We start from the raw sequence: 24,481 nt of genomic DNA, 5'->3' as shown, positions 1-24,481 counted from the left end.
GTCCGCCCTAGAAAAGAGCGGTCGGGGCGAACTGCGCCAGCGCCATCAGCGCGAGGCCGGCGATGCCGAGCAGGCCGCCGGTAAAGGCGAGCAGGCCGACGCCGGTGATGATGGCGGCCGACGAGATCACGATCGCGATCTGAATCAGGCCCGAGGCGATGTCGAACTTGTCGTCGCGGGCGGCGGCGATATCGCGCTGCGCCTCGGCCGCCTTGGCCCGGGCGGCGAGCTCCTTACGGCCCTCATTGGTCTCCGGCTCGGAATCATAGCGCGCGACGGTCTGCTTCCAGCTTTCGACGCGCTTGCCCATGCGCTGCCGGGCGGCCTCGTCGGTGACGCCGGCAAGCTCGACCTCCATCGCCTCGGCGGCGGTGCGCAGCGTGGTGCCGCGGATCGTCTTGGCCTGGAAGAAGGCCCAGAGATTGGAAGCCTCGATATTCTTGGCGACGGCCTCCTGCTCGGCGTTCTTGCCGCCGATCTCGGAGAAGGCGAGCGCGAGCGCAAGCAGCGCGATCAGCAGGGCGATGCGCTTGTTGCCGCCCTCGGGCGTTTCGATGGAACCGGACACGAATCACCTCGCAGGGCCAATCTGGCGGCGCTGTTTAAGGCTTTCCGCTAAGGCAGCAAGATGACAGCGGCCCGCCCCATTTCCGATTTTGCCCGGAACCATGCCGTCACCCCGGGCTTGACCCGGGATCCATCGTAGAGCGCCGGAGCCCTTCGAGATTCCGGATCGGGCGGCGGAGTTTATTCTTGGGCCGATCGAAGATCGGACCCGAGGGCCGCTCGTCCGGAATGACGACGCTTTCCATGAAACTGCGGTAGCCTCTAGCGGCTGGCGCGCGGATGGGCGGCGTCATAGGCCGCCATCAGCCGCGCCGAATCGATGCGGGTGTAGATCTGCGTCGTCGAGAGCGAGGCGTGGCCGAGCAACTCCTGGATGGCGCGCAGATCGCCGCCGCGGCCGAGCAGATGCGTCGCGAAGGAATGGCGCAGGCTGTGAGGCGTGGCGGAGGAGGGCAGGCCCAGCGCGCCGCGCAGGCCCTCGACTGCGAGCTGGATGATCCGCGGCGAGAGCGGCCCGCCCTTGGCGCCGACGAAGAGCGGGCCTTCCGGCGGCAGCCGCCAGGGGCAGAGCTTGAGATATTCCGCGATCGCCGTGACCACGACGGGCAGCACCGGCACCATCCGTGTCTTGGCTCCCTTGCCGATCACGGTGAGTGTGTCGCCGGCCTGCTGCGGCGCCTGCGCGCGGGAAAGCGAGAGGGCCTCCGAGATGCGCAGGCCGCTGCCATAGAGCAGGCCGAGCACGGCGGCGTCGCGGGCGAGAACCCATTGCTCGCGCTCTTCGCCGGCGCGGGTGTCGGCCTGTGTGACGGCTTTGGCGGCAGAGGGCTCGAGCGGGCGTGGCAGAGATTTGCCGAGCCGCGGCCCGCGTGTCGCGGCGAAGGGGGCGGCGCTGAGCTTGCCGCTGCGCTCGCCGAAGCGGGCGAAGGAGCGCAGTGCCGCGAGCTGGCGCATCAGCGTGCGGTTGCCGACGCCGTCGCGGCGGCGCTGGCCGAGGAAGGCGCGCAGATCGGCGGGCTTGAGCCCGGCGATGTCGGCGAGCGCCGGAGCCCCGCCGAGATGCTCGGTCAGGAAGGCGGTGAATTGGCCGAGATCGCGGCCATAGGCCTCCAGCGTCTTCGGCGAGAGGCGCCGCTCGGCCGAGAGGTGGGAGAGCCAGTCGCGCCGGAAGCTGTCGAAATCGGTCATGCGCGAGCGTTCCCCGTCATGGTCGGGCTTGTCCCGACCATCCACGCCTTGGCTGATCGAGGTCGGTGTTCAAGACATGGATGCTCGCCACAAGGGCGAGCATGACGGGCTGATCGTTGGCCGAGCATGACGCTCCTGCCTTAACACTCCCCGAATCGATGCTAGACACGGGTCATGGACGAGACGGCGGACATGATCGAAGGCGGCACGGTCGACGTGCTGATCCCGCTCGGGCTCGACCAGGCCTATAGCTATGCCGTGCCGGCCGGGCTCTCGCTCAAGCCCGGCGATGTCGTGCAGGTGCCGCTCGGGCCGCGCGAGACGGTCGGCGTGGTCTGGGACGTCGGCAGCGGGCGCGGCGGCAATCTCAAGAAGGTCACCGGCAAATACGACATGCCGCCGCTCGATCCGGCGCTGCGCAAGCTCGTCGACTGGGTGGCCTGGTATACGCTCGCGCCGAAGGGCTCCGTGCTGGCGCTCACACTGCGCCGGCAGCCGGACGACACGCCCGAGCGACCGAAGCTCGGCGTCAGGCTCGTCGGGCCACCGCCGGGGCGGATGACCCCCGCGCGAGCGCGCGCCATCGCGGCGGCCGAAGGCGGACTGCTCATCGCGAAATCGGCGTTGGCCGAGGCGGCCTCGGTCAGCGCGGCGGTGATCGATTCCCTTGTCGATGCCGGCACCTTCGTGGTCGAGCCGCTGCCGCGGGAGGCCATCGCGGCGCGGCCCGACCCCGAGCATGCCGTGCCGGAGCTGTCCGAAGGGCAGGGAGCGGTGGCGCAGGCGCTGATTGCGGCGGTGCAGGCCAGGACCTTCGGCGTCTCACTGCTCGAAGGCGTCACCGGCTCCGGCAAGACGGAGGTCTATTTCGAGGCGGTGGCCGAGGCGATCCGGCAGGGCCGCCAGAGCCTGATCCTGATGCCGGAGATCGCGCTCACCGCGCAGTTCATCGACCGCTTCGAGGCCCGTTTCGGCGTCAAGCCGGGGCTTTGGCACTCGGCCGTGAGCGGGCGGCGGCGCGAGCGGCTGCAGGCGGCGATTGCGGGGGGCGAGGCCAAGGTGGTGGCCGGCGCCCGCTCGGCCCTGTTCCTGCCCTATAGCGATCTCGGCCTCATCGTCGTCGATGAGGAGCACGAGAGCGCCTACAAGCAGGAGGACGGCGTCTCCTACCACGCCCGCGACATGGCGGTGGTGCGGGGTAGGATCGAGAACGCACCTGTCGTGCTGGCTTCCGCGACGCCCTCGCTCGAAACGCGCGTCAATGCCGAGCGCGGCCGCTACGCCCATCTCAAGCTGCCCGAGCGCTTCGGCGGGCGCGAATTGCCGCAGCTCGGCCTCGTCGATCTGCGACGCGACAAGCCGGAGCGGGGGCGCTGGCTCTCGGGCGCGCTGATCAAGGCGGTCGAAGCCAATCTGGAGGCTGGTGAGCAGTCGCTGCTCTTCCTCAACCGGCGCGGCTATGCGCCGTTGACGCTCTGCCGCGATTGCGGCCACCGCTTCCAATGCCCGAACTGCACGGCCTGGCTGGTCGACCACCGTTTCCGGCGCGCGCTGGTCTGCCATCATTGCGGCCATGTCGAGCGCCGGCCGCATGAATGCCCCGCCTGCCACCAGCCGGAGAGCCTGATCGCCTGCGGGCCGGGCGTCGAGCGGCTGGCCGAGGAGGTCGCGACGCTTTTTCCACAGGCGCGTTCCATCGTCCTCTCCAGCGATTTTCCGGGCGGAACCGAGCGGCTGAAGCAGGAGCTGATGGCGGTGGCGGAGGGCGAGTTCGACATCGTCATCGGCACGCAACTGGTCGCCAAGGGCCATAATTTCCCCGGCATGACGCTGGTCGGGGTGATCGACGCCGATCTCGGCCTGACTTCAGGCGATCCCCGGGCAGCCGAGCGCACCTTCCAGGCGCTGCGGCAGGTCACGGGGCGCGCAGGGCGAGGCGAAAAACCGGGTCGTGCCCTGCTTCAGACGCATGACCCGGAGCATCCCGTGCTCAAGGCCCTGATCTCGGGCGACCCGGAGCGGTTTTATGCCGCAGAGGAGGCTTCGCGGGAGGCGGCGGGGCTGCCTCCCTTCGGCCGTCTGGCGGCGCTGATCGTCTCCGCGAACACGCAAGGCGAGGCCGAAAGCCATGCCCGCGCTCTGGCGCGCTGCGCGGAGGCCGGCGACGGAATCATGGTGCTGGGGCCGGCGGAAGCGCCACTCGCGGTGCTGCGCGGGCGCCATCGCATGCGTCTGATCGTCAAGACGGCACGCGAGATCAACCTGCAGGATTACCTGCGTGGCTGGCTGAAACGGGCACCCAAGCCAAAGGGCTCGGTCAGGGTCGCGGTCGACGTCGATCCGCAGAGCTTTCTCTAGAGACCGCTGATTTCGCTAAGAAACATGCCGTCATCCCGGGCTTGACCCGGGATCCATGCCGGAGCGCTTCCGATCAAGGTTCAGGCATGGATCCCGGATCTCCGCTTCGCGCCGTCCGGGATGACCCGCGCTTTCATGAAAACGCGTCGTCACTCCGGATTCCTTTGAATTGCTGAAAGCCGTGGCGAAATCGCCACTTCCATGGGCCAATCAGCGATTGCGCGGCCCGGAACCACATGCTAGTGCACCGCCACATTTCGGTCGCGAAGTCGTCTTGCCGACTTTGGGCCTATGATACTCGCAGCGTCGGGACGATGCACTCCACCTTCTCCGGAAGGTCGCCGGTGCAGTCCCTTGAAACGAGAGACGGGAAGCGTGGCTGAAGGCGGATCGCAGGGGACATTGGTGTCGGGCGTAGCTCAGCGCTATGCCACCGCTCTGTTCGAGCTGGCTGAGGAGAACGGTGCGATCGACGCCGTCGCCGCCGCTCTGGACGCCTTCAACGGCCTGCTCGCCGAGAGCGCCGACCTCGCCCGCCTGATCGAGAGCCCGGCCTTCACCGCCGAGGAGCAGGTCGCCGCGATCAAGGCCGTGCTCGAGAAGGCCGGCATCACCGGCATCGCCGCCAATTTCATCGGCCTGGTCGCCAGCAAGCGCCGTCTCTTCGCGCTGCCCGGCATGATCACCGGCTACAAGCGCCTGGTCGCCGAGGCCAAGGGCATCGTCTCCGCCGAGGTGACGGTCGCCGAAGAGCCGACGGCCAAGCGCGTCGACGAGATCCGCGCGGTGCTGAAGGGCGTCGCCGGCAAGGATGTCGACGTCTCGATCAAGGTCGATCCGACGCTGATCGGCGGGCTCATCGTCAAGATGGCCTCGCGGATGGTCGACGCCTCGCTGAAAACCAAGCTCAATTCAATTCGTCTTGCCATGAAAGAGGTCGGCTGATGGACATCCGCCCCGCTGAAATCTCCGCCATCCTGAAGGCTCAGATCTCGAATTTCGGCTCGGAAGCTTCGGTCACCGAAGTCGGCCAGGTTCTCTCCGTCGGTGACGGCATCGCCCGCGTCTACGGCCTCGACAAGGTCCAGGCCGGTGAGATGGTCGAGTTCGAGTCCGGCGTGCGCGGCATGGCGCTCAACCTCGAGAGCGATAATGTCGGCGTCGTGATCTTCGGTTCCGACCGCGAGATCAAGGAAGGCCAGACCGTCAAGCGCACCGGCGCCATCGTCGACGTTCCCGTCGGCAAGGAGCTGCTCGGCCGAGTCGTCGACGCGCTCGGCAACCCGATCGACGGCAAGGGCCCGATCAAGGCCAAGACCCGCGCCCGCGTCGACGTCAAGGCGCCCGGCATCATTCCGCGCAAGTCGGTGCACGAGCCGATGGCGACCGGCCTCAAGGCGATCGACGCCCTGATCCCGATCGGCCGCGGCCAGCGCGAGCTGATCATCGGTGATCGCCAGACCGGCAAGACCGCCGTGGCGCTCGACACGATCCTGAACCAGAAGGCGCTGAACGAGGGTGATGACGAGAGCCAGAAGCTCTACTGCGTCTATGTCGCCATCGGCCAGAAGCGTTCGACCGTCGCCCAGTTCGTCAAGGTGCTCGAAGAGCGCGGCGCGCTGGAATATTCGATCATCGTCGCGGCGACCGCCTCCGACGCCGCCCCGATGCAGTTCCTGGCGCCCTTCGCCGGCTGCGCCATGGGCGAGTATTTCCGCGACAATGGCATGCATGCCGTCATCATCTATGACGACCTGTCCAAGCAGGCCGTCGCCTATCGCCAGATGTCGCTGCTGCTGCGCCGCCCGCCGGGCCGTGAAGCCTATCCCGGCGACGTGTTCTACCTCCACTCCCGCCTGCTCGAGCGCGCGGCGAAGATGGGCGAGGCTGCCGGTCTCGGCTCGCTGACGGCGCTGCCGGTGATCGAGACGCAGGCGAACGACGTCTCGGCCTACATCCCGACCAACGTGATCTCGATCACCGACGGCCAGATCTTCCTGGAGACGGACCTGTTCTACCAGGGCATCCGCCCGGCCGTGAACGTCGGCCTCTCGGTGTCGCGCGTCGGCTCCTCGGCGCAGACCAAGGCGACGAAGAAGGTCGCCGGCAAGATCAAGGGCGAGCTCGCCCAGTATCGCGAGATGGCCGCCTTCGCCCAGTTCGGCTCGGACCTCGACGCGGTCACGCAGCGCCTGCTCAACCGCGGCGCCCGCCTGACCGAGCTGCTGAAGCAGCCGCAGTTCTCGCCGCTGAAGATGGAAGAGCAGGTCGTCGTGATCTACGCCGGCGTGAACGGCTATCTCGACGCGCTGCCGGTCAACAAGGTCCGTTCCTTCGAGGACGGCCTGCTGTCGCTGGTCCGCTCGAAGCATGCCGGCCTCCTGGGCGAGATCGGCTCGTCGAAGGATCTGTCGGACGCCAACGCCGCCAAGCTCAAGGACATCGTCGCGGGCTTCGCGAAGTCCTTCGCCTGATCCGCAGGCGTCATGGTCGGGCTTGTCCCGACCATCCACGTCTTCGTCGTGAATGCGGCGAACGTGGTAGATGAGACCGAGGTTCAAGACGTGGATGGTCGACACAAGGTCGACCATGACGGGGTGAGAGCGCCACATGCCTTCTTTGAAGGACCTACGTAACCGCATCGCCTCGGTGAAGGCGACGCAGAAGATCACCAAGGCCATGCAGATGGTCGCGGCTGCCAAGCTGCGCCGCGCGCAGACGGCCGCCGAGGCCGCGCGCCCCTATGCCGAGCGCATGGAGACGGTGCTGGCGAACCTCGCTTCCGGCGTGACCGGATCGAGCGCGCCGCGCCTGATCGCCGGCACGGGCTCGGACAAGGTGCATCTGCTGCTGGTCTGCACCGCCGAGCGCGGCTTGTGCGGCGCCTTCAACTCCTCGATCGCGCGCCTCGCCCGCGACAAGGCGAATGCGCTCAAGGCCGATGGCAAGACGATCAAGATCATCTGCGTCGGCAAGAAGGGCTACGATATCCTGCGTCGGCAGTTCGCCAGCGAGATCATCGAGTTCATCGATCTGCGCGAGTTCAAGCAGGTCGGCTTCGTCAACGCCGAGGCGATCGCGCAGAAGCTGCTCGCCCGCTTCAACGAGGGCGAGTTCGACGTCGCGACGCTGTTCTTCTCGAAATTCCGCTCGGTGATCGCCCAGATCCCGACGGCGCAGCGCATCATCCCGGCCGAGATTCCGGAAGGGACGAAGCAGACCGACGCCGTCTACGACTACGAGCCGGACGAGAGCGAGATCCTCGAGGCGCTGCTGCCGCGCAACCTGGTGGTTCAGATCCTGCGCGCGCTGCTCGAGAATGCCGCCTCCGAACAGGGCGCGCGCATGTCCGCGATGGATTCCGCCACGCGCAATGCCGGCGAGATGATCAAGAAGCAGACCACGCTCTATAACCGCTCGCGTCAGGCGATGATCACGAAGGAACTGATCGAGATCATCTCCGGCGCGGAAGCGCTCTAACCGCCTAGACTCTCGCCGGCGGTGCTCTCCGCCGGCTGCCGAAACATCCGAATGCGCTAGTCCCGAGGTTCCGCCATGGCCAAAGCCGCTACCAAGACCACCAAGAAGACCGCCGACGAGAAGCCCGCCAACACCGGCACCGGCCGTGTTGCCCAGGTCATCGGCGCGGTTGTCGACGTGCAGTTCGACGGCGCCCTGCCGGAGATCCTGAACGCGCTCGAAACCGAAAACCTCGGCAACCGCCTCGTCCTCGAGGTCGCCCAGCATCTGGGCGAGAACACGGTCCGCACCATCGCGATGGACGCCACTGAAGGCCTGGTGCGCGGCCAGTCCGTCACCGACACCGGCGCCCCGATCGCGGTTCCGGTCGGCGACGAGTGCCTCGGCCGCATCATGAACGTCATCGGCGAGCCGGTCGACGAGGCAGGCCCGATCCTGACGACCGCCACTCGCGGCATCCACCAGCCCGCTCCGTCCTATGCCGAGCAGGCGACCGAGGCGCAGATCCTCGTCACCGGCATCAAGGTCGTCGACCTGCTGGCTCCCTACGCCAAGGGCGGCAAGATCGGCCTGTTCGGCGGCGCCGGCGTCGGCAAGACCGTGCTGATCATGGAGCTGATCAACAACGTTGCGAAGGCCCACGGTGGCTACTCGGTGTTCGCCGGTGTCGGCGAGCGCACCCGCGAGGGCAACGACCTCTATCACGAGATGATCGAGTCGAACGTCAACAAGGACCCGAAGGAGAACAATGGTTCGACCGCCGGTTCCAAGTGCGCCCTTGTGTACGGCCAGATGAACGAGCCGCCGGGCGCCCGCATGCGCGTTGCGCTGGCCGGCCTGACCGTCGCCGAGGACTTCCGCGACAAGGGCCAGGACGTGCTGTTCTTCGTCGACAACATCTTCCGCTTCACCCAGGCGGGCTCGGAAGTGTCGGCGCTGCTCGGCCGCATTCCCTCGGCGGTGGGCTATCAGCCGACGCTCGCCACCGACATGGGCAACCTGCAGGAGCGCATCACCACCACGACCAAGGGCTCGATCACCTCGGTGCAGGCGATCTACGTGCCCGCGGACGACCTGACCGACCCGGCGCCGGCGACCTCCTTCGCCCACTTGGACGCCACGACCGTGCTCTCGCGCTCGATCGCGGAAAAGGGCATCTACCCGGCGGTCGACCCGCTCGACTCGACCTCGCGCATGCTCTCGGCCGATATCGTCGGCGAGGAGCACTACGGCGTCGCCCGTCAGGTCCAGCAGGTGCTCCAGCGCTACAAGGCGCTGCAGGACATCATCGCGATCCTGGGCATGGACGAGCTCTCGGAAGACGACAAGATGACGGTGGCGCGCGCCCGCAAGATCGAGCGCTTCCTGTCGCAGCCCTTCCACGTCGCGGAAGTCTTCACCGGCTCGCCCGGCAAGCTCGTCTCGCTCGAGGACACGATCAAGGGCTTCAAGGGCCTGGTCGAGGGCAAATACGACCACCTGCCGGAAGCGGCCTTCTACATGGTCGGCTCCATCGAGGAGGCCGTCGAGAAGGCGCAGCGTCTGGCCGCCGAAGCGGCGTAAACTTCCGAACGCGTCATCCCCGGGCTCGTCCCGGGGATCTCATGACCAGAAACCGCTGGTTTCCGAGATGGCCGGATCAAACCCGGCCATGACGAGCCGGGGAGAATGAAACGATGGCCACCTTCAATTTCGAACTCGTCTCGCCGGAGCGCATCCTGTTCTCGGGCGAGGTCATCAGCGTCATCATCCCGTCGGTTGAGGGCGAGATGACTGTGCTCGCCGGTCACGTTCCGACCGTTGCCGGGCTGAAGCCGGGCATCGTGCTGGCCCAGACCGGCGCCGACAACGGCAAGGAATTCTTCGTCGGCGGCGGCCTCGTCGAGGTCAACCAGACCTCTGTCACGATCTTGGCCGAACGTGCGAACTTCATCGAGGACGTCAACAACGAGGTCCTCGACGCGGCGATCCTCTCGGCCGAGACCCGTCTCGCCGCGGCGCCGAGCGAGGTCGAGGAGCGCCGCTTGCGCGACATGCTGGTGCAACTGCACGAGTTCAAGCACGTCTTCGAGCAGCGCAAGGCGGCCTGAGGGTCACCTGGAAGCCGAGAATGCAAGGGGCCGCGTAAGCGGCCCTTTTTCATGCGTAGCTGATGAACTCCAGCAGCGAACCGTCGGGATCGCGGAAATAGACGCTCGTGCCATGGCCGCCGCGGCCAAAGCGCTGGACCGGGCCGAGTTCGATCGCAACTTTCTGCCGTTCGAGATGGCTGATCGCTTCTGCGATCGGCCCTGGCCAGACGAAGCAGAGATCGCTGCCGCCCGGCGGAACGGGCAGGCGGGCCACCGGCGTCGGATCGAGCCCCGGCCCATGGCAGTTCAATTGCGCGCGTCCGATGCGATAGACGAAACCGTCCTTGTTCGGGATGATCTCCGCGCCGATCACGTCGTGATAGAAGGCGTTCGAGCGTTCCCAGTCGGAGACATGGATCACGCAGTGGTCGAGTTCGACGATGCTCATCGGTCCATTCCCTCAGCCGTGGCGGGCGAGGCGAAGGCCGCAAAGGCGGCGGCGACCCGCTCGTAGACAGTTTTCTTGAAGGGAACGACGAGCCCCGGCATCTGGTTCAACGGGCGCCAGCACCATTCACTGAATTCCGGCGGCTCGTCGCCGTTCGGCTTGCCGATATCGATCTCGTCGTCGTTGCCGGTGAAGCGGAAGGCAACCCAGCGCTGGCGCTGGCCGCGAAAGGCCGTGAGCCTGTGCGGCGGCCCGTCATAGGGTGGGAAATCGTAGCTCCACCACTCCTCGGTCACGGCAAGGAAGTCTGCGCTGGTGACGCCGGTCTCCTCTTCGAGCTCGCGGCGGGCGGCGGCGACGATGTCCTCGTCCGGGTCGATGCCGCCCTGCGGCATCTGCCAGTCGAAGCCGGGCAGGATGACCTCCGGGCCGGCGCTATGCGAGTGGCCGGCGAAGACCAGTCCTTCGGCGTTGAACAAGGCGATACCGACATTGGCGCGATAGGGGAGGCTCATCGGCAGAGCATAGGACGCCGTCTCATGCCGCGAAACCGCGTGCTGGCCGTAAACTGCGTTGTGCAGGCCGCTCATCTCGGCAAATGGCAGCCGGCAAAGAAATCTCACTCGTCCCGTTTCGAGAGAACGCAGGACAGCAGGCCGGGAAAGCGCTGCTCGATATCCTCGCGGCGTAGCGCGTTCATTCGTGTCGCGCCCTCATTGCGGGTACGGATAAGGCCGGCTTCGCGCAGGACGCGGAAGTGATGCGAGACGCTGGATTTCGGCCGATCGCCCTCGAGGGCCTGGCAGCTCGCCTCGCCCTCCACCGCGAGTCGGCGGACAACTTCCAGCCGGAACGGGTCGCTCAGGGCATGGAAGACGTCTTCGAGTGCAATCTCATCCGAAGTGGGCAGGCGGGCATGTCGCATCGGCGAAGCCTATCACAGGGTTTTGATATTGCCAAAGTTCGAAAAATATCGAACTATCGAATCATCAGAACCTCACCTGCGGAGCCAAGCATGCCCGGCCTGTTCGACCCTTTCAGCCTGAAGAACGTTACCCTTCGAAACCGCATCGTCGCATCGCCGATGTGCCAGTACTCGGCGCAGGACGGTGTCGCGAACGAATGGCATCGCGCCCACTTTGCCGGGCTGGCGCGCGGTGGCGCCGGCCTCGTCGTCATCGAGGCGACCGGCGTCTCACCGGAAGGGCGGATCACGCCCGCCTGCCTTGGCCTGTGGAATGACGGGCAGGCCGAGGCGCTGGCGCCGATCGTCGCGGAGATGCGCAGGGCCGGTGCCGTCACCGGCATCCAGATCGGCCACGCCGGGCGCAAGGCTAGCGCCAACCGTCCCTGGGAAGGCGACGATCATATCCCGCCAAATGATCCGCGTGGCTGGGAGACGATCGCGCCGTCAGCGATCGCCCAGGGCGGCGGCCTCTCGCGCGTGCCGCGGGCGATGACGCAGGCCGATATCGCGCGTGTCCGTGCCGATTTCGTTGCGGCTGCCGAGCGCGCCCGCGACATCGGCATCGAATGGCTGAAGCTGCATTTCGCCCATGGCTATCTGGCGCAGAGCTTCCTGTCGCGCCACGCCAACAAGCGCGACGACGTCTATGGCGGCAGCTTCGAGAACCGTAGCCGCTTCCTGATCGAGACGCTGGCCGCCGTGCGCAAGGTCTGGCCGGAGGACCGCCCGTTGTCCGCACGCCTCGGCGTGATCGAGTATGACGGTCAGGACGAGGAGACGCTCGCCGAGGCGATCGAGCTGGTGAAGCGCTTCAAGGCCGAGGGGCTGGATTTCATCGACGTCAGCGTCGGCTTCTCGACCAACGAGGCCAAGATTCCGTGGGGACCGGCCTTCCTGGCGCCGGTCGCCGAACGGGTGCGCCGCGAGGCCGGCCTGCCGGCCTCGACGAGCTGGTACATCAGCAAGCCCGAGCAGGCCGACGCGCTGGTGCGCGAGGGCAAGGTCGATCTCGTCACGTTGGGCCGTCCGCTGCTGGCCGATCCGCACTGGCCCTATGCCGCGGCGCAGGCGCTCGGCGTCGAGAACCCGGCCTGGAAGACCCTGCCGGCGCCTTACGCCCACTGGCTCGCGCGCTACCGCGCGGCGTGAGCAGAGGATTTCCGCGTTTCTTCGAAACGTAGAAATCCTCTGGCTCTTTGTTTTATCGCATTTTCTTCACGCGAACCGGTGTCCACTTCGCTCGAAAATGCTTGAGGGAGGGGCCGCGAGGCCCCTCGCTTCATTCGCCCATCGCGATCAGGCTGGCATTGCCGCCGGCGGCAGCGGTGTTGATCGTCACCGTCTGCTCGGTGGCGAAGCGGGCGAGGTAGTGTGGGCCGCCGGCCTTCGGGCCGGTGCCCGACAGGCCGTGGCCGCCGAAGGGCTGCACGCCGACCACCGCGCCGATGATGTTGCGATTGACATAAATGTTGCCGGTCGAGAGGCGTTCCGCCACGCGCTCGACCGTCGTCTCGATGCGCGAGTGGACGCCGAGCGTCAGCCCGTAGCCCGAGGCGTCGATCTCGTCGATCACCTTGTCGAGCTCGCCCGCCTTCCAGCGTACGACATGCAGGATCGGCCCGAAATGCTCGGCGGTGAGGTCGGTCACGCGGTCGAGCCTGACGACATGCGGCGCAACGAAGGTGCCGCCGAGATCGGGCGCCTGCCCGGCCCAGGCGACGCGGCCCTGCTGGCGCATGGCGGCGACATGGGTGTCGAGGCGCTGCTTGGCGGCGGCGTCGATCACCGGGCCGATATGGATGTCGAGCCGACGCGGATCGCCGAGCTTGAGCTCCTTGGTGGCACCCTCGATCATCTCGATCATCTTGTCGGCGACATCGTCCTGCACCACGAGCAGCCTGAGCGCCGAGCAGCGCTGGCCGGCCGAGCGGAAGGCCGACATCACGACATCGTCCGCGACCTGCTCGGGCAGGGCGGTGGCGTCGACGATCATGGCGTTGAGGCCGCCGGTCTCGGCGATCAGCGGCACGATCGGCCCGTCCTTGGCGGCGAGCGCCCGGTTTATGCCACGCGCGGTCGCGGTCGAGCCGGTGAAGGCGACGCCGGCAACATCCTTATGCGCGACCAGCGCCGCGCCGGCCTCGGTGCCACCCGGTACGAGATGCAGCGCGCTGACGGGCACCCCGGCCTCATGCAGGATCTTCACGGCGACGGTCGCGATGATCGGCGTCTGCGGTGCCGGCTTGGCGACGACACTGTTGCCGGTGACGAGCGCGGCGACGACCTGGCCGGTGAAGATCGCGAGCGGGAAGTTCCAGGGTGCGATGCAGACGAAGGCGCCGCGCCCGCGCAGGATCAGCCGGTTCTCTTCACCCGTCGGGCCGGGCAGTGCCGTCGGGGTCGCGAACTGCTCCTCGGCCTGCGTGGCGTAATAACGGCAGAAATCGACGGTCTCGCGCACCTCGGAGATGGCGTCGTCGATGGTCTTGCCGGCCTCGCTCTGCAGCAGCGCGATCAGCAGGCTGCGGCGGGTCTCCATGATGTCGGCGGCCTTGCGTAGCGCGGCGGCGCGGATGCGGGCGGGCGTCTCGCTCCAGGCGCGGAAGCCGGCCTTGGCCGCCAGCAGGGCGCGCTCGGCCGTGGCGGCGTCGGCTTCGGTGACCTTGCCGATCGGCTTGTTGTCGATGGGCGAGCGCACGTCGCGCGTGGCACCGGGCTGCGCCTTGCCGTCGATGATCGGCGCCGCGTCGGGGAAGCTCTTCGTCGCCGCGATCTCCTTCACCAGTGCGTCCAGGCTCGCCTCATGGCCGAGCTCGGTGCCGGCCGAGTTCTTGCGGGACGGGCCGTAGAGATCAGCCGGCAGCGGGATGCGGCGATGGCGCGCCGCGCTGGCGCTACCGATGATGTCGGCCGGCGGCGTAAGGAGCTGCGAGACCGGCACGTCGGGGTCGCCCGAGGCGCTGACGAAGGAGGAGTTGGCCCCGTTCTCGAGCAGGCGGCGGACGAGATAGGCGAGCAGATCCTGATGGCCGCCGACCGGCGCATAGGTGCGGCAGGCATAGCCTTCGTTCTCGCGCAGCAGCTTCTCGTAGAGCGCCTCGCCCATGCCGTGCAGGCGCTGGAACTCGAAGCCCTCGGCGTCTCCAGCCATCTCGGCCACGGTCGCGACGGTGAGTGCGTTATGCGTGGCGAATTGCGGGATGATGCGGGGCCTGAGCTTCAGGAGCTGGGCGGCGCAGGCCTCGTAGTTCAGGTCCGTCATCGCCTTGCGGGTGAAGACCGGGTAGTCGGCGAGGCCGCGCTCCTGGGCGCGCTTGAGCTCGGTGTCCCAATAGGCGCCCTTGACCAGCCGCACCATCATGCGCCGGTTATAGGTCTCCGCCAGCCGGCCGATATGGTCGATCACGGCGGAGGCGCGCTTCTGATAGGCCTGGATGGCGAGGCCGAAGCCGTCCCAGCCGTCGAGCGAGGGATCGGCGAAGACGGCGTCGATCACGTCGAGCGAAAGCTCGAGCCGGTCGGCCTCCTCGGCATCGACGGTGAAGTTGAGGTCGTAGCCCTTGGCCTGGCGGGCGAGCGCGATCACCTTCGGCACGAGCTCGGAGAGCACGCGCTCATGGTTCGTCGCCTCGTAGCGCGGATGCAGCGCCGAGAGCTTGACGGAAATGCCCGGCCGGTTCGGCAGCCTGTCATTGCCGGCTGAGCGGCCGATGGCGTCAATGGCGGCGGCGTAGGAGGCGAAATAGCGATCGGCATCGGCCTGCGTGCGTGCGCCCTCGCCAAGCATGTCGAAGGAGTAGCGGTAGAGCTTGCCGGTGCCGGAGCGGGCGCGCTTCAGCGCCTCCTCGATCGTCTGGCCGAGCACGAAATGGTTGCCCATCACGCGCATCGCCTGGCGCGTCGCCGTGCGCACGGTCGGCACGCCCAAGCGCTTGGCGAGGCTGCTGACGATGCCCGTCGGCGTCTCGCCGGGCTGGATGACGCGGGCGGTGATGCCGAGCGCCCAGGCCGAGGCCGAGACCAGGAAGGCGTCGGACTTCGATTCATGATGGGCGAAATCGCCCTGGCCGAGCTTGTCCTCGATCAGCCGGTCGGCGGTCGCGGCATCCGGCACGCGCAGCAGCGCTTCCGCCAGCACCATCAACGCAAGGCCCTCCTTGGTCGAGAGCGAATACTCGCGCAGCAATTCCTCAATGCCGCCGAGGCCGACCTTGCGGGTGCGGATCGCCTCGATCAGCCCGGTGGCGCGCGCGTCGATCCGGGCCTTGGCCGCGGGATCGCGGCGCGCGGCGGCGAGCAGCCGGCCGGCGATGGCGCCGTCATCCTCGGCGAAGGAGGCGCGGAAAGGCGGCATGGCGGTACGCGGGGCGGGGGCGACCATGAAGGGCTCCGGATCTGTCAAGCAGGATTATCTGAAGGATGATGGATCATAGGCCGCATATCAATTGGCATTTGGTGGTTCTTTCCCGTATCAATCTCTATCAAAATGCAATTCTATAGAGAAACATAATGCTGGACCGAACCGATCGCCGTATCCTTTCGCTGCTGCAAGGCGATGGCCGCATCGCGGGTGTTGAACTCGCCGAAAAGGTCGGGTTGTCTCCCACCGCCACGGGCGAGCGTTTGAAGCGGCTGACGCGCGACGGCTACATCACCGGCTACCGCGCCACGCTCGATCCGATGAAGCTCGGCCTGAACCTGCTCGTCTTCGTCGAGGTCTATCTCGACAAGACGACGCCCGATGCCTTCGAGCGCTTCGCCGCGGCGGTGAAGCGGGCGCCGGAGGTTCTGGAATGCCACATGGTCGCGGGTGGCTTCGATTATCTGGTCAAGACGCGCGTCGCTGACATGAACGCCTATCGCCGCTTCCTCGGCGAGGTGCTGCTGGCGCTGCCGGCGGTGCGCGAGACGCGGACCTATGCGGTGATGGAGGAGGTCAAGACTGACGGCGCCCTGCCCTTGTGACGGAAATGCTGCCGCGTTGACGCCATTTCAACATCTTATGGTGTCAAGAAGCGTGGGCGATGCGGAGATGCCGTGTCGCGACCAGCAAGGCGCCCGGAGGCCTGCCATGCCCATCGTTCCGTCCCCTCGTCCCCCAGTCCTGTGCCGGCGCGGGTTCGGGCAGCTGGCGGTAGTGGCTGCGGCGGCCTGTGTGGCCGGCGGCGCTGCCCGTGCGCAGGGCAACACGGCGATCCGCTTCGCCCTGGATCGACGTTTCGACGGGCTGACGGCACCCTTTCTGGCTGCGCAGGACAAAGGCTATTTCGGTGCCGAAGGGCTCGATGTTACCATAGAGCCGGGCAACGGCTCGCGTGCCATGCTGCAGCGTCTGGCGACCGGCGCGCAGGATGCTGGCTTCGGTGACGTCAACGCGCTCATCCGCTTCCGCGACGAGAACCCGAGCACCGATCTGAAGGCGGTGATGATCATCCACGACCGTCCGGGCTTCGCGCTCATCGGCCGCAAGAGCCGGGGCATCACGGCCGAGCCGGCGAGCCTGGAGGGCCGCAAGCTGGGCACGGCGAGCACCGATGCCAGCTTTGCACAGTGGCCGATCTTCAAGAGCCTGAACAAGATCGACGACAGCAAGATCAAGCTGGAGATCGTGGGGCTTCCGGTGCGGGAGCCGATGCTGGCTTCCGGGGAACTCGATGCTGCCTTTGGCTTCGGCACGTCGACTTATGTTTCCCTCAAGGGGCGTGGTGTACCGGCCGAAGACATCGTGCTGATGGAAATGGCCGATCACGGCCTCGTGCTCTATGGCAGCGCGGTGATCGTGGCGGGCAAGTTCGCCGCCAGCAAGCCGGATGCGGTGCGTGGCCTCGTGCGCGCCGTCATGCGCGGGATCCGTGATGCGGTCGCGAACCCCGGCGCCAGTGCGCAGCTGGTCGTGCGCCGCAACGAGGACGCCCAGCTGGAGATCGAGCGGGAGAAGCTCGGCATGGTCATCGAGCGGAACGTGCTGACGCCCTATGTCCGGGCGCACGGTCTGGGCGGGATCGATTCCGAGCGCTGGTCGCGGGTGCTGGATCAGCTCACCCTGGCGGGGAGCTTCCGGGACAAGGCGCGCGCGGGCGATGCATTTTCCGACGCATTCCTGCCGCCGGCCGGCGAACGCATGTTCTGAGCGCATCATGACGCACGGAAAGCCCGCGCTGGGGGTGGGTGACAGCGGCTGGGCGCCTGCCTATCGTGCCGCGCCTCCCACCGGACTTCCATCTTGATATTGCCAGACCTGACCGACTACGCCGCATTGCGTGACGCTTTCCGCTGGCGCATTCCGGATCGCTACAACATCGCCGTCGACGTCTGCGACCGCTGGGCGGCGAGCGCGCCGGAGCGGCCGGCGATCATCGAGGTTTCGCAGGACTGGCGCGTGACGCCGGTCAGCTTCGGCTGGTTCCGCGAGCATTCCAACCGTCTCGCCAACGCCCTGCGCGCGCGCGGCGTCGGCCGTGGCGACCGTGTCGCCATCCTGCTGCCGCAGGGTCGGGCGGTGCTGACCGCCCATCTCGCCGCCTACAAGCTCGGCGCCATCGCGGTGCCGCTGGCGGCGCTGTTCGGCGTCGACGCGCTCGCCTACCGGCTGGAGGATTCCGGCGCGAAGGTGGTGGTGACCAACGAAGCCGGCCTCGCCAAGCTCGGCCAGATCACGCATCCCCTGCCGGAACTCGCCTTGCTGGTTTCGACCGAGGGGCCGGATCGCGGCGCGGAGGGCTGGGACGATCTCCTCGCCGAAGGCAGCCCCGATTTCACGCCGGTCGAGACCACGCCGGACGATCCGGCGCTGATGATCTACACCTCCGGCACGACGGGCAATCCGAAGGGCGCGCTGCATGGCCACCGCGTCCTGCCCGGCCATCTGCCGGGCGTGCAGATGCCGCATGAGTTCATGCCGCGGCCGGGCGATCTCGCCTGGACACCGGCCGACTGGGCCTGGGCCGGCGGGCTGCTCAACATGCTGCTGCCGGCACTGCATTTCGGCGTGGCGGTGGTCGCCCGGCCGGTGACGCGCTTCGAGCCGGACGAGGCCTACAGCCTGATCCAGGACCTTGGCATCCGCAACGCCTTCGTGCCGCCGACGGCGCTGCGGATGCTGCGCGGCGCCGGCAATCCGCGCGGACGCTACGAGCTCAACCTGCGCACGGTCGCGGCGGCCGGCGAGGCGCTCGGCGCCGAAACACTGGCCTGGGGGCGCGAGGCGCTGGGGCTGACGATCAACGAGGCCTATGGCCAGACCGAGTGCAATCTTGTGCTCGCCTCCAGCGCCGCCATCGGCGTGAGCCGGCCCGGCTCGATCGGCAGGGCGGTTCCCGGTCATGACGTGGCGATCATTCGGCCGGACGGCTCGGTCTGCTCAGCCGGCGAGGAAGGGCAGATCGCCGTGCGCCGGCCGGACCCGGTGATGTTCCTCGAATACTGGCGCAACCCCGAGGCGACCGCGGCGAAGTTCGTCGGCGACTGGATGATCACCGGCGACGAGGGCGTGCAGGATGCCGACGGCTATGTCCGCTTCATCGGCCGGGACGACGATGTCATCACCTCCTCCGGCTATCGCATCGGCCCGGGCGAGATCGAGGATTGCCTGCTGAAGCACCCGGCGGTGGCGCTTGCCGCGGTGGTCGGCAAGCCCGACACGCTGCGCACCGAGATCGTCAAGGCCTTCATCGTGCTGAAGCCGGGGCAGCCCGGCTCGCCGTCGATGGTCTCCGAGCTTCAGAACTTCGTGCGCGCGCGACTCTCGGCGCATGAATACCCCCGCGAGATCGCGTTTCGCGGCGAATTGCCATTGACGACAACGGGCAAGATCATCCGTCGTGTGCTGCGGGCCGAGGCTTAGAGCCCGTGGACACTTGGCCAAGCTGGCCTTGTTGTGGCACCGCCGTCATTCCGGGGCAGGCCGAAGGCCTGAGCCCGGAACCCATGAACACCGTCCCAGCAGGAAGAGCAGCGCTTCGAACTAGTCCGGCCCTATCTGGAGCGTCGTGTTCATGGGTTCCGGGCTCGGACCTCCGGTCCGCCCCGGAATGACGGCGGCGGTTCCGGCGGATCCATCTCGGCAACTGTCCACACCGCCCAGAGCCCGTTCCGATCAGATTGAATCAACCTGATCGGAACGGGCTCTGAACAGCGACTGGCCGATCCGCCGCCGGATGCGGGCTGCGAGATCGGCCGGGGTGCCGGCCCGTCGATGGCTGAGGCGAAGCGTGCCGAAGCCGTCGCTCTCGGCTCCGAAGATCGGCAGGCCGCCAGCCAGCCTGATCTGTCGCGCGGGCGCCGCCTTGCGCATCATCGCCAGGAGCAGCGCTAGCGGCTTGGCCGGGGCCAGGCCGTCGTCGTCGGCCGCGAGATAGAGCCAGCTCATCGGAGAACGGCCGAGCGTCAGCGCTGCCGCGATCGGTCTGTCATCGAGCATCAGCAGCGCGATCCGGCACAGTTTCTGCCGGCTGAGGCTGCGGCTCATGCTGCGCAGGAAGGCGGCCTCGCGGATATCCTGAAGGGTTGCCCGGCCTGTCTGCCCCCGCCGGCCCGAGGCTTCGAGGGCAAGCAGGATCTCGACGGCGTCGCGCCGGCCGGCGAGGGTCGAGGGCTCTTCCAGACGCAGCTTGCCCCGCGCCTCCAGCTTGGCCCGCGCTTCTGCGAGGCTGGCCTGGCCCGCGAGCCGTGGGCTGGGCATGCCGAGGGCTTGCCAGTCCGCCACGAAGCCCTGTTTGCCGGCGATCCATATCAATGCCGTTGCGAACGGGCCGGCTGGGTCGATGGCCGGGAAGGTCAAGCCGGCGGTTGGCCCAGCCTCCCTGCGCCGGACGCGGAACAGCGCCGACAGGGCCGGCGCTGCGAAGGTGTCGTCGATCAGGGGCGTGCCGTTGAGCAGGCGGGGATCGGCGAATTCGTCCAGAGCCTCGGCTGCAAGCAGGCGCTGGCGTCGGCGGAATGGCACGAGGCCGATCAATCGGCGCGATTGCCGTCCGGCCTCGCCCTGCCAGAGCAGCATCAGCGCAACGTCGCGGAACGAGACGAGATGTTGAGCCGCGGCGAGCGCGAAGCCTGGATCGAGAAAGGGATTGGGCTCGATGGCCTGCGCCGCGAGATCAGCCCATTCCCTGACGATCCCGTCACAGGAGGCGAGCGGACGGATTTCGCAGTGGATCGCCATGCCGGGGAGCGATCGCAGCACGGTCGGCATCATCGACGCCGTGCCGCCCAGGCTCGCCAGGGCTATGATCTCGCTCATCCGCTCCCGCTCCCGATGCGTCTTTCCGGCGCAAGGCTGTGCCGGAATGGCGAGATACAGGCCTGTACCTCGCCATGCGGGAGAGACGCTTCAAGAAGTGGGCCGCTGCGGGCGCACTAGGACATGCTCCGTTTTGATGGAAGCGCGCGTCATCCCGGCCGAAGCGAAGCGCAGAGCCGGGATCCATGCCGGAACCTTCATCGTAAGAGCTCTGGCATGGATCTCGGGTCAAGCCCGGGATGACGACGTGGTTCCGTGGGAAATCAGCAGCCTGCTAGGAGCGTGCGGTCTCGGCACGCTCGGCCTGCTGGCCGAGGAAGGCCGACCACAGGCGCTGGACGGTCTCCTCCTCGATGTCCTTGACGATCAGGACGAGGCGTGAGCGCCGGTCGGCATCAGGCCAGGCGTCGAGCGTGATGGGCGGATGCAGGATCTGCTGCACGGCGTGCACGAGCAGCGGATGCCCCGGCTGCTCGGCCACATCGACCAGACCCTTCAGCCGCAGCAGGCGCGGCCCATGGATCGAGCGCAGCAGGGTCCAGAACAGATCGAAGGTGCTTCGGGCGACGGGCTGCTCAGCCGTCAGGGCAAAGGCGCGGATCGCCTCGTCGTGGCGGTTCACGTCATGCGGATACTGCCCGTGATGATCATGACCGTGATGATGCTGGTGACCATGGCCGTGATGGTGATGGCTGTGGCCGGGAATCTCTGTTTCCGCCAGCCAGCGGCGCAGAGCGGCCGGGCGCCGCACCAGATCATAGAGGCCTGCGCCGATCAGCGCGCTCGCCGCCGCATCCGGAAGAAGGATCTCGACACCGGGATTCAGCGCGGCGAGGCGTGCGCGCAGCGCATCGGCCGGACCTGCGAGGTCTGTCTTGGTCAGGACGAGCCGGTCGGCGGCGACGACCTGCCGGCGCGCCTCCTCATGGGCGTCGAGCGTCGCCATGCCGTTGACCGCGTCGACGAGCGTGACGACGCCGTCGAGCCGGAAGCGCATGGCGAGATAGGGGTGGTTGATCAGCACGTTCAGGATGGGCGCCGGGTCCGCGAGGCCGGTCGTCTCGATGACGAGGCGGGAAAAGGCGCCGATCCGGCCATTGTCCCGCCGGCGCAGCAGATCCTCGAGCGTCACGATGAGATCGTCCCGGATCGTGCAGCACAGGCAGCCGGATTCGAGGAGGATCATGTTCTCCTCGACGCCTTCGACCATCAGGTGGTCGAGCCCGACCTCGCCGAACTCGTTCACGAGCACCACGCTGTCCGCCAGCGCGGGGTCCTTCAGCAGCCGGTTGAGCAGCGTCGTCTTGCCGGCGCCGAGGAAGCCGGTGAGCAGCGTCAGCGGTATGGGGGCGGGGCTGGCGTGGGCGCCGGTCATGATCTGTCGTCCGGTCTCAGGGCATCAGACCGAAAAGTGGAATCCACCTTTCGGGAAAATCCGATGCTTCGTCAAAGGGCCGGATCGTCACTCCATGCGCCTCGCGACGCACGGCAATCCGCCTTCAAGCGGGCACGACGCTCCGCCTTGAATGTTCTACTATTACATTAATGACCAGCGCGACGATGACAAGGGCGCCGCCGGCATATTGCAGTGGCCCCAGCCGCTCGGCGAGCACGATGGCCGCGATCGCCACGGCGAAAACCGGCTCGGCGCAGAAGGCAAGGCCGGCCGGCCCGGGCGCGATGCGCGCGAGCGCCAGGATCTGCAAGAGGAAGCCGATGACGTAGCCGCCATAGGTGATGGCAACCGCGATCGGCGCGAGCAGGAAGGTCTGCGGCGGCAGCAGGCCGCCGGTGATCAGGAGGATCGCCAGCGTGACCGGCAGGATGACGATATGCGACCAGAACAGCTTCGGCAGCGTCGCGACCTGGGCGCAGCGTGCGGCGGCGAAGAATTGCGCGGTGGCGCTGAGGCTGGCGAGGAAGGCGAGGGCAAGCCCGCGCGGATCGAGCCCATGCAGGTCGGGGCCGACGACCAGCGCGACACCGAGGAAGGCCAGGAGCGCGACAGTGAACCGGTCGGCCCGGAAGGGCGCTGGCGTGAATAGCGGCTCGGTCAGCACGATCAGGATCGGAAAGGTGTAGAACACCACGGCCGCGACCGAGACGGGCACGAAGCTGACCGAGGAGAGATAGGCCGTGCCGACGAGCGCGGTCGCGAGGCCGAAGAGCAGGACGGGCTGCCGTTCGTCGCGGGCGAGATTGAGGGAGCAGCGCCAGGCCAGCGCCGCGCCGCCGACCAGGATCAGCATCAGCAGGACGCGGTAGAAGACGAGCAACGGGCCGCTGAGGCCGACCTGCCCGGCGATCTGCGCGCTGACGATATTGGTGCCGAAGGCGGCCGCCGAGGCGAAGGCCAGCAGCAGCCCGTGACGTGCGTTCGCCTGCCCCGCGTCCAATCAGGCCTCAGGCGTCGCTGGCGGGCTTGGCCTTCGCCTTGGCCGCGGGCTTGTCGGCCTGCGGCTTCACGGCGGCCTGCGACGGCCGGGGCTTGGGCAGTGCGCTCGTGCTGGCGGGCGCCTTGCCCGGCTGTGGCTTGGCTGCCGGGGTCTTTGCGGGCTGGGTCTTGGCCGCCTGCGCCTTGGCCGGTTGTGTCTTGGCGTTGCGGGGAGCGGCCTTGATGCCGGCGGCAGCGCCCAGGCGCAGGCTCGCAGCATTCGCGGCGCCGCGCTGGACCGCGCCCTGAAGCCGCAGCGGGCCGGCCTCGAACGCATCGGAGGACGGCTGGACCGGGGTATCGGCCGGGGCGAAAGCGGTGGTGCCGCGCGGGATCGCACCATTGTTCGACGCCGTGCGGCGGCCCGGCGCGCCAACCAGCCCGGCGGCGACGGGCGCGCCCGGCTCGATCGTCGGGGCCGTGCCGCGCGCGACGCGCGTTTCCGGCTGGGCCGTGACATTGGCGGCGAGCGGAGCGCTGGCCGAGCCGGCGGTGCGACCGAAGGAGACCTGAACGGGCGCGACCTGCGCGCGCTGGCCGAGAACGACGCGCCCGCGCGGCGAGCGTGTCGCGACCGGTCCGGCCGACTGTGTCGTGAAGGTCGCGAACCGGCCGCCATCGGAATCATTGCCGCCGGCGGCTGCGGAAGCGGCGATCGGGCCGGAGATATCGGCATCATCGGCCAGCGCCACGCCGCCGCCACGATGGCGAACGTCGTCGCAGATGTTGGGGGCGCGCGTGCCGCTGGGTGACATGGAAGCGAGAGTGTAGCCTCCTCCCCCCCAACGGCTGAAGCCGTCGTCGAGGAGCTGTGCGGCCTTGACGGTGCGCTCGACGCCGGAAACCGAGCCGAGCACCACGGCGATCAGGGTCTTGCCGCCGCGGCTGGCCGTCGCGACGACGTTGAAGCCGGAGGCGCAGGTGAAGCCGGTCTTCATGCCTTCGATGCCGGCGTAGCGGCCCACCAGGCCATTGGTGTTTTGCATCACCTGCTTGCCGAGCTGGACGGCCGAAGTGTTCCAGTAGTCCGAATATTGCGGGAAGTCGTGTAGCAGCGCCATGGCGAGCACGGCGAGGTCACGCGCGCTGCTCTGCTGGTCGGGATGGTCCCAGCCATTGGGATTGACGAAATTGCTGTCGCGCATGCCGAGGCGCTGGGCTTCGGCGTTCATCATGCCGACGAAGGTCGGGACATCGCCGCCGACGCCCTCGGCCACGACATAGGCGATGTCGTTGGCCGATTTCACCATCATGATGCGCAGCGCGTTGTCGAGCGTGATCTCCTGCCCGGGCCGGGCATAGACCTTCACGCGCGGCTGGCTGGCGGCGAGCTTCGAAACCGGGATGGCGGTCTCCAGCCCGAGGCGCCCGTCCCGCACCGCCTTCAGCGCGAGATAGATCGTCATCATCTTGGTGGTGGAGGCCGGGCGCCAGGCCTGCGTCGCGTTCTCGCTGGAGAGCACCGCACCGCTCGATGCATCGACGACCAGACTCGCTCCGGCGAGGGCGGGGCCCGTTGCGACGAAGCTGAGGGCGAGGGCGGCGGCAAAGCGAGAGAGGGTCATCGGCGGGTCTTTGAACCTGTCTTGACGGGAACTGACGAGACGCAGGGGAACGGTAGTCGAGGTGGGTGCAGTTCTGGAGAAGCGGGACGCGCAGCTTTCAACGCAACGCATGCGGCAATTTCGAGACAGCCAGCGCATTTGCCAGCCGGCAAATGCATACCTAC

The 24,481-nt window shown here is 67.7% G+C and carries 20 protein-coding genes; 10 read left to right on the top strand and 10 right to left on the bottom strand.

All coding sequences use genetic code 11. The features are described from left to right. Positions 1-7: 7 nt before the first annotated feature. Both FQV39_RS17465 and FQV39_RS17460 read right to left on the bottom strand, forming a co-directional pair. The gene (locus FQV39_RS17465) at positions 8-568 is read right to left on the bottom strand and encodes a DUF4337 domain-containing protein (protein ID WP_149131444.1); all 561 of its coding nucleotides are present in this window, start codon (positions 566-568) and stop codon (positions 8-10) included. Positions 569-828: 260 nt separating this feature from the next. Next, the gene (locus FQV39_RS17460) at positions 829-1,755 is read right to left on the bottom strand and encodes a tyrosine recombinase XerC (protein WP_149131443.1); all 927 of its coding nucleotides are present in this window, start codon (positions 1,753-1,755) and stop codon (positions 829-831) included. Between the two features lie 174 nt (positions 1,756-1,929). Between FQV39_RS17460 and FQV39_RS17455 the strand changes: the two genes are divergently transcribed. The 6 genes from FQV39_RS17455 (at position 1,930) to FQV39_RS17430 (ending at position 9,683) form a co-directional block, all read left to right on the top strand. Then, positions 1,930-4,113 (top strand): primosomal protein N', encoded by a 2,184-nt coding sequence (locus FQV39_RS17455; RefSeq protein WP_248313050.1) that lies wholly within the window; start codon positions 1,930-1,932, stop codon positions 4,111-4,113. A gap of 375 nt (positions 4,114-4,488) precedes the next feature. Then, positions 4,489-5,058 (top strand): F0F1 ATP synthase subunit delta, encoded by a 570-nt coding sequence (locus tag FQV39_RS17450; protein ID WP_149131442.1) that lies wholly within the window; start codon positions 4,489-4,491, stop codon positions 5,056-5,058. Then, positions 5,058-6,587, top strand: coding sequence for a F0F1 ATP synthase subunit alpha (gene atpA, locus FQV39_RS17445; RefSeq protein WP_149131441.1), 1,530 nt, complete (start codon positions 5,058-5,060; stop codon positions 6,585-6,587). Before FQV39_RS17450 ends, atpA begins: the two co-directional genes overlap by 1 nt. Before the next feature lie 136 nt (positions 6,588-6,723). Then, the gene (locus tag FQV39_RS17440) at positions 6,724-7,593 is read left to right on the top strand and encodes a F0F1 ATP synthase subunit gamma (protein WP_149131440.1); all 870 of its coding nucleotides are present in this window, start codon (positions 6,724-6,726) and stop codon (positions 7,591-7,593) included. A 75-nt stretch (positions 7,594-7,668) separates the two neighbouring features. Further along, on the top strand, positions 7,669-9,156 hold the full coding sequence (atpD, locus tag FQV39_RS17435; RefSeq protein ID WP_149131439.1) for a F0F1 ATP synthase subunit beta: 1,488 nt from the start codon (positions 7,669-7,671) through the stop codon (positions 9,154-9,156). A 113-nt stretch (positions 9,157-9,269) separates the two neighbouring features. After that, positions 9,270-9,683 carry a F0F1 ATP synthase subunit epsilon gene (locus FQV39_RS17430; protein ID WP_149131438.1) on the top strand — a complete coding sequence of 138 codons (414 nt, stop codon included), beginning with the start codon at positions 9,270-9,272 and terminating at the stop codon, positions 9,681-9,683. A 49-nt stretch (positions 9,684-9,732) separates the two neighbouring features. On the opposite strand, the gene FQV39_RS17425 is transcribed toward FQV39_RS17430, so the two are convergent. The 3 genes from FQV39_RS17425 to FQV39_RS17415 form a co-directional block, all read right to left on the bottom strand. Continuing rightward, positions 9,733-10,113 (bottom strand): VOC family protein, encoded by a 381-nt coding sequence (locus tag FQV39_RS17425; protein WP_149131437.1) that lies wholly within the window; start codon positions 10,111-10,113, stop codon positions 9,733-9,735. After that, positions 10,110-10,628, bottom strand: coding sequence for an RNA pyrophosphohydrolase (locus FQV39_RS17420; RefSeq protein WP_149133901.1), 519 nt, complete (start codon positions 10,626-10,628; stop codon positions 10,110-10,112). The genes FQV39_RS17425 and FQV39_RS17420 overlap by 4 nt, the downstream gene beginning before the upstream one ends. A gap of 104 nt (positions 10,629-10,732) precedes the next feature. Next, entirely contained in the window at positions 10,733-11,038 is a 306-nt protein-coding gene (locus tag FQV39_RS17415) for an ArsR/SmtB family transcription factor (RefSeq protein ID WP_149131436.1), read from the bottom strand. Between the two features lie 90 nt (positions 11,039-11,128). On the opposite strand from FQV39_RS17415, the gene FQV39_RS17410 reads away from it, so the two are divergent. Then, positions 11,129-12,229, top strand: coding sequence for an NADH:flavin oxidoreductase/NADH oxidase (locus FQV39_RS17410; RefSeq protein WP_149131435.1), 1,101 nt, complete (start codon positions 11,129-11,131; stop codon positions 12,227-12,229). Between the two features lie 130 nt (positions 12,230-12,359). Here the strand turns inward: FQV39_RS17410 and putA are convergent, their stop codons facing one another. After that, entirely contained in the window at positions 12,360-15,461 is a 3,102-nt protein-coding gene (gene putA, locus FQV39_RS17405; RefSeq protein WP_149131434.1) for a bifunctional proline dehydrogenase/L-glutamate gamma-semialdehyde dehydrogenase PutA, read from the bottom strand. A 125-nt stretch (positions 15,462-15,586) separates the two neighbouring features. Between putA and FQV39_RS17400 the strand changes: the two genes are divergently transcribed. The 3 genes from FQV39_RS17400 to FQV39_RS17390 all read left to right on the top strand — a co-directional run bounded on the left by FQV39_RS17400 (position 15,587) and on the right by FQV39_RS17390 (position 18,923). Then, positions 15,587-16,045 carry an Lrp/AsnC ligand binding domain-containing protein gene (locus FQV39_RS17400; protein ID WP_149131433.1) on the top strand — a complete coding sequence of 153 codons (459 nt, stop codon included), beginning with the start codon at positions 15,587-15,589 and terminating at the stop codon, positions 16,043-16,045. Positions 16,046-16,151: 106 nt separating this feature from the next. Next, positions 16,152-17,210 carry an ABC transporter substrate-binding protein gene (locus tag FQV39_RS17395; protein WP_149131432.1) on the top strand — a complete coding sequence of 353 codons (1,059 nt, stop codon included), beginning with the start codon at positions 16,152-16,154 and terminating at the stop codon, positions 17,208-17,210. A gap of 96 nt (positions 17,211-17,306) precedes the next feature. Beyond that, positions 17,307-18,923 (top strand): AMP-binding protein, encoded by a 1,617-nt coding sequence (locus tag FQV39_RS17390; RefSeq protein WP_149133900.1) that lies wholly within the window; start codon positions 17,307-17,309, stop codon positions 18,921-18,923. A 252-nt stretch (positions 18,924-19,175) separates the two neighbouring features. Here the strand turns inward: FQV39_RS17390 and FQV39_RS17385 are convergent, their stop codons facing one another. From FQV39_RS17385 to FQV39_RS17370, 4 genes are all read right to left on the bottom strand, one after another. After that, positions 19,176-20,318: a GNAT family N-acetyltransferase gene (locus FQV39_RS17385; RefSeq protein ID WP_149131431.1), complete on the bottom strand. Its 1,143-nt coding sequence runs from the start codon at positions 20,316-20,318 to the stop codon at positions 19,176-19,178. A gap of 274 nt (positions 20,319-20,592) precedes the next feature. Next, positions 20,593-21,693, bottom strand: coding sequence for a CobW family GTP-binding protein (locus tag FQV39_RS17380; protein ID WP_149131430.1), 1,101 nt, complete (start codon positions 21,691-21,693; stop codon positions 20,593-20,595). Between the two features lie 124 nt (positions 21,694-21,817). Then, entirely contained in the window at positions 21,818-22,714 is an 897-nt protein-coding gene (locus FQV39_RS17375) for a DMT family transporter (RefSeq protein ID WP_149131429.1), read from the bottom strand. Positions 22,715-22,721: 7 nt separating this feature from the next. Next, entirely contained in the window at positions 22,722-24,317 is a 1,596-nt protein-coding gene (locus FQV39_RS17370) for a D-alanyl-D-alanine carboxypeptidase family protein (RefSeq protein WP_187639967.1), read from the bottom strand. Positions 24,318-24,481 lie beyond the last annotated feature (164 nt).

Origin of the sequence: Bosea sp. F3-2 (assembly GCF_008253865.1) — a bacterium.
In the GTDB taxonomy this organism is placed as follows: Bacteria; Pseudomonadota; Alphaproteobacteria; order Rhizobiales; family Beijerinckiaceae; genus Allobosea.
Note: the sequence above shows the minus strand (reverse complement) of the source record. Positions and strands in the feature narration are given on the sequence as shown.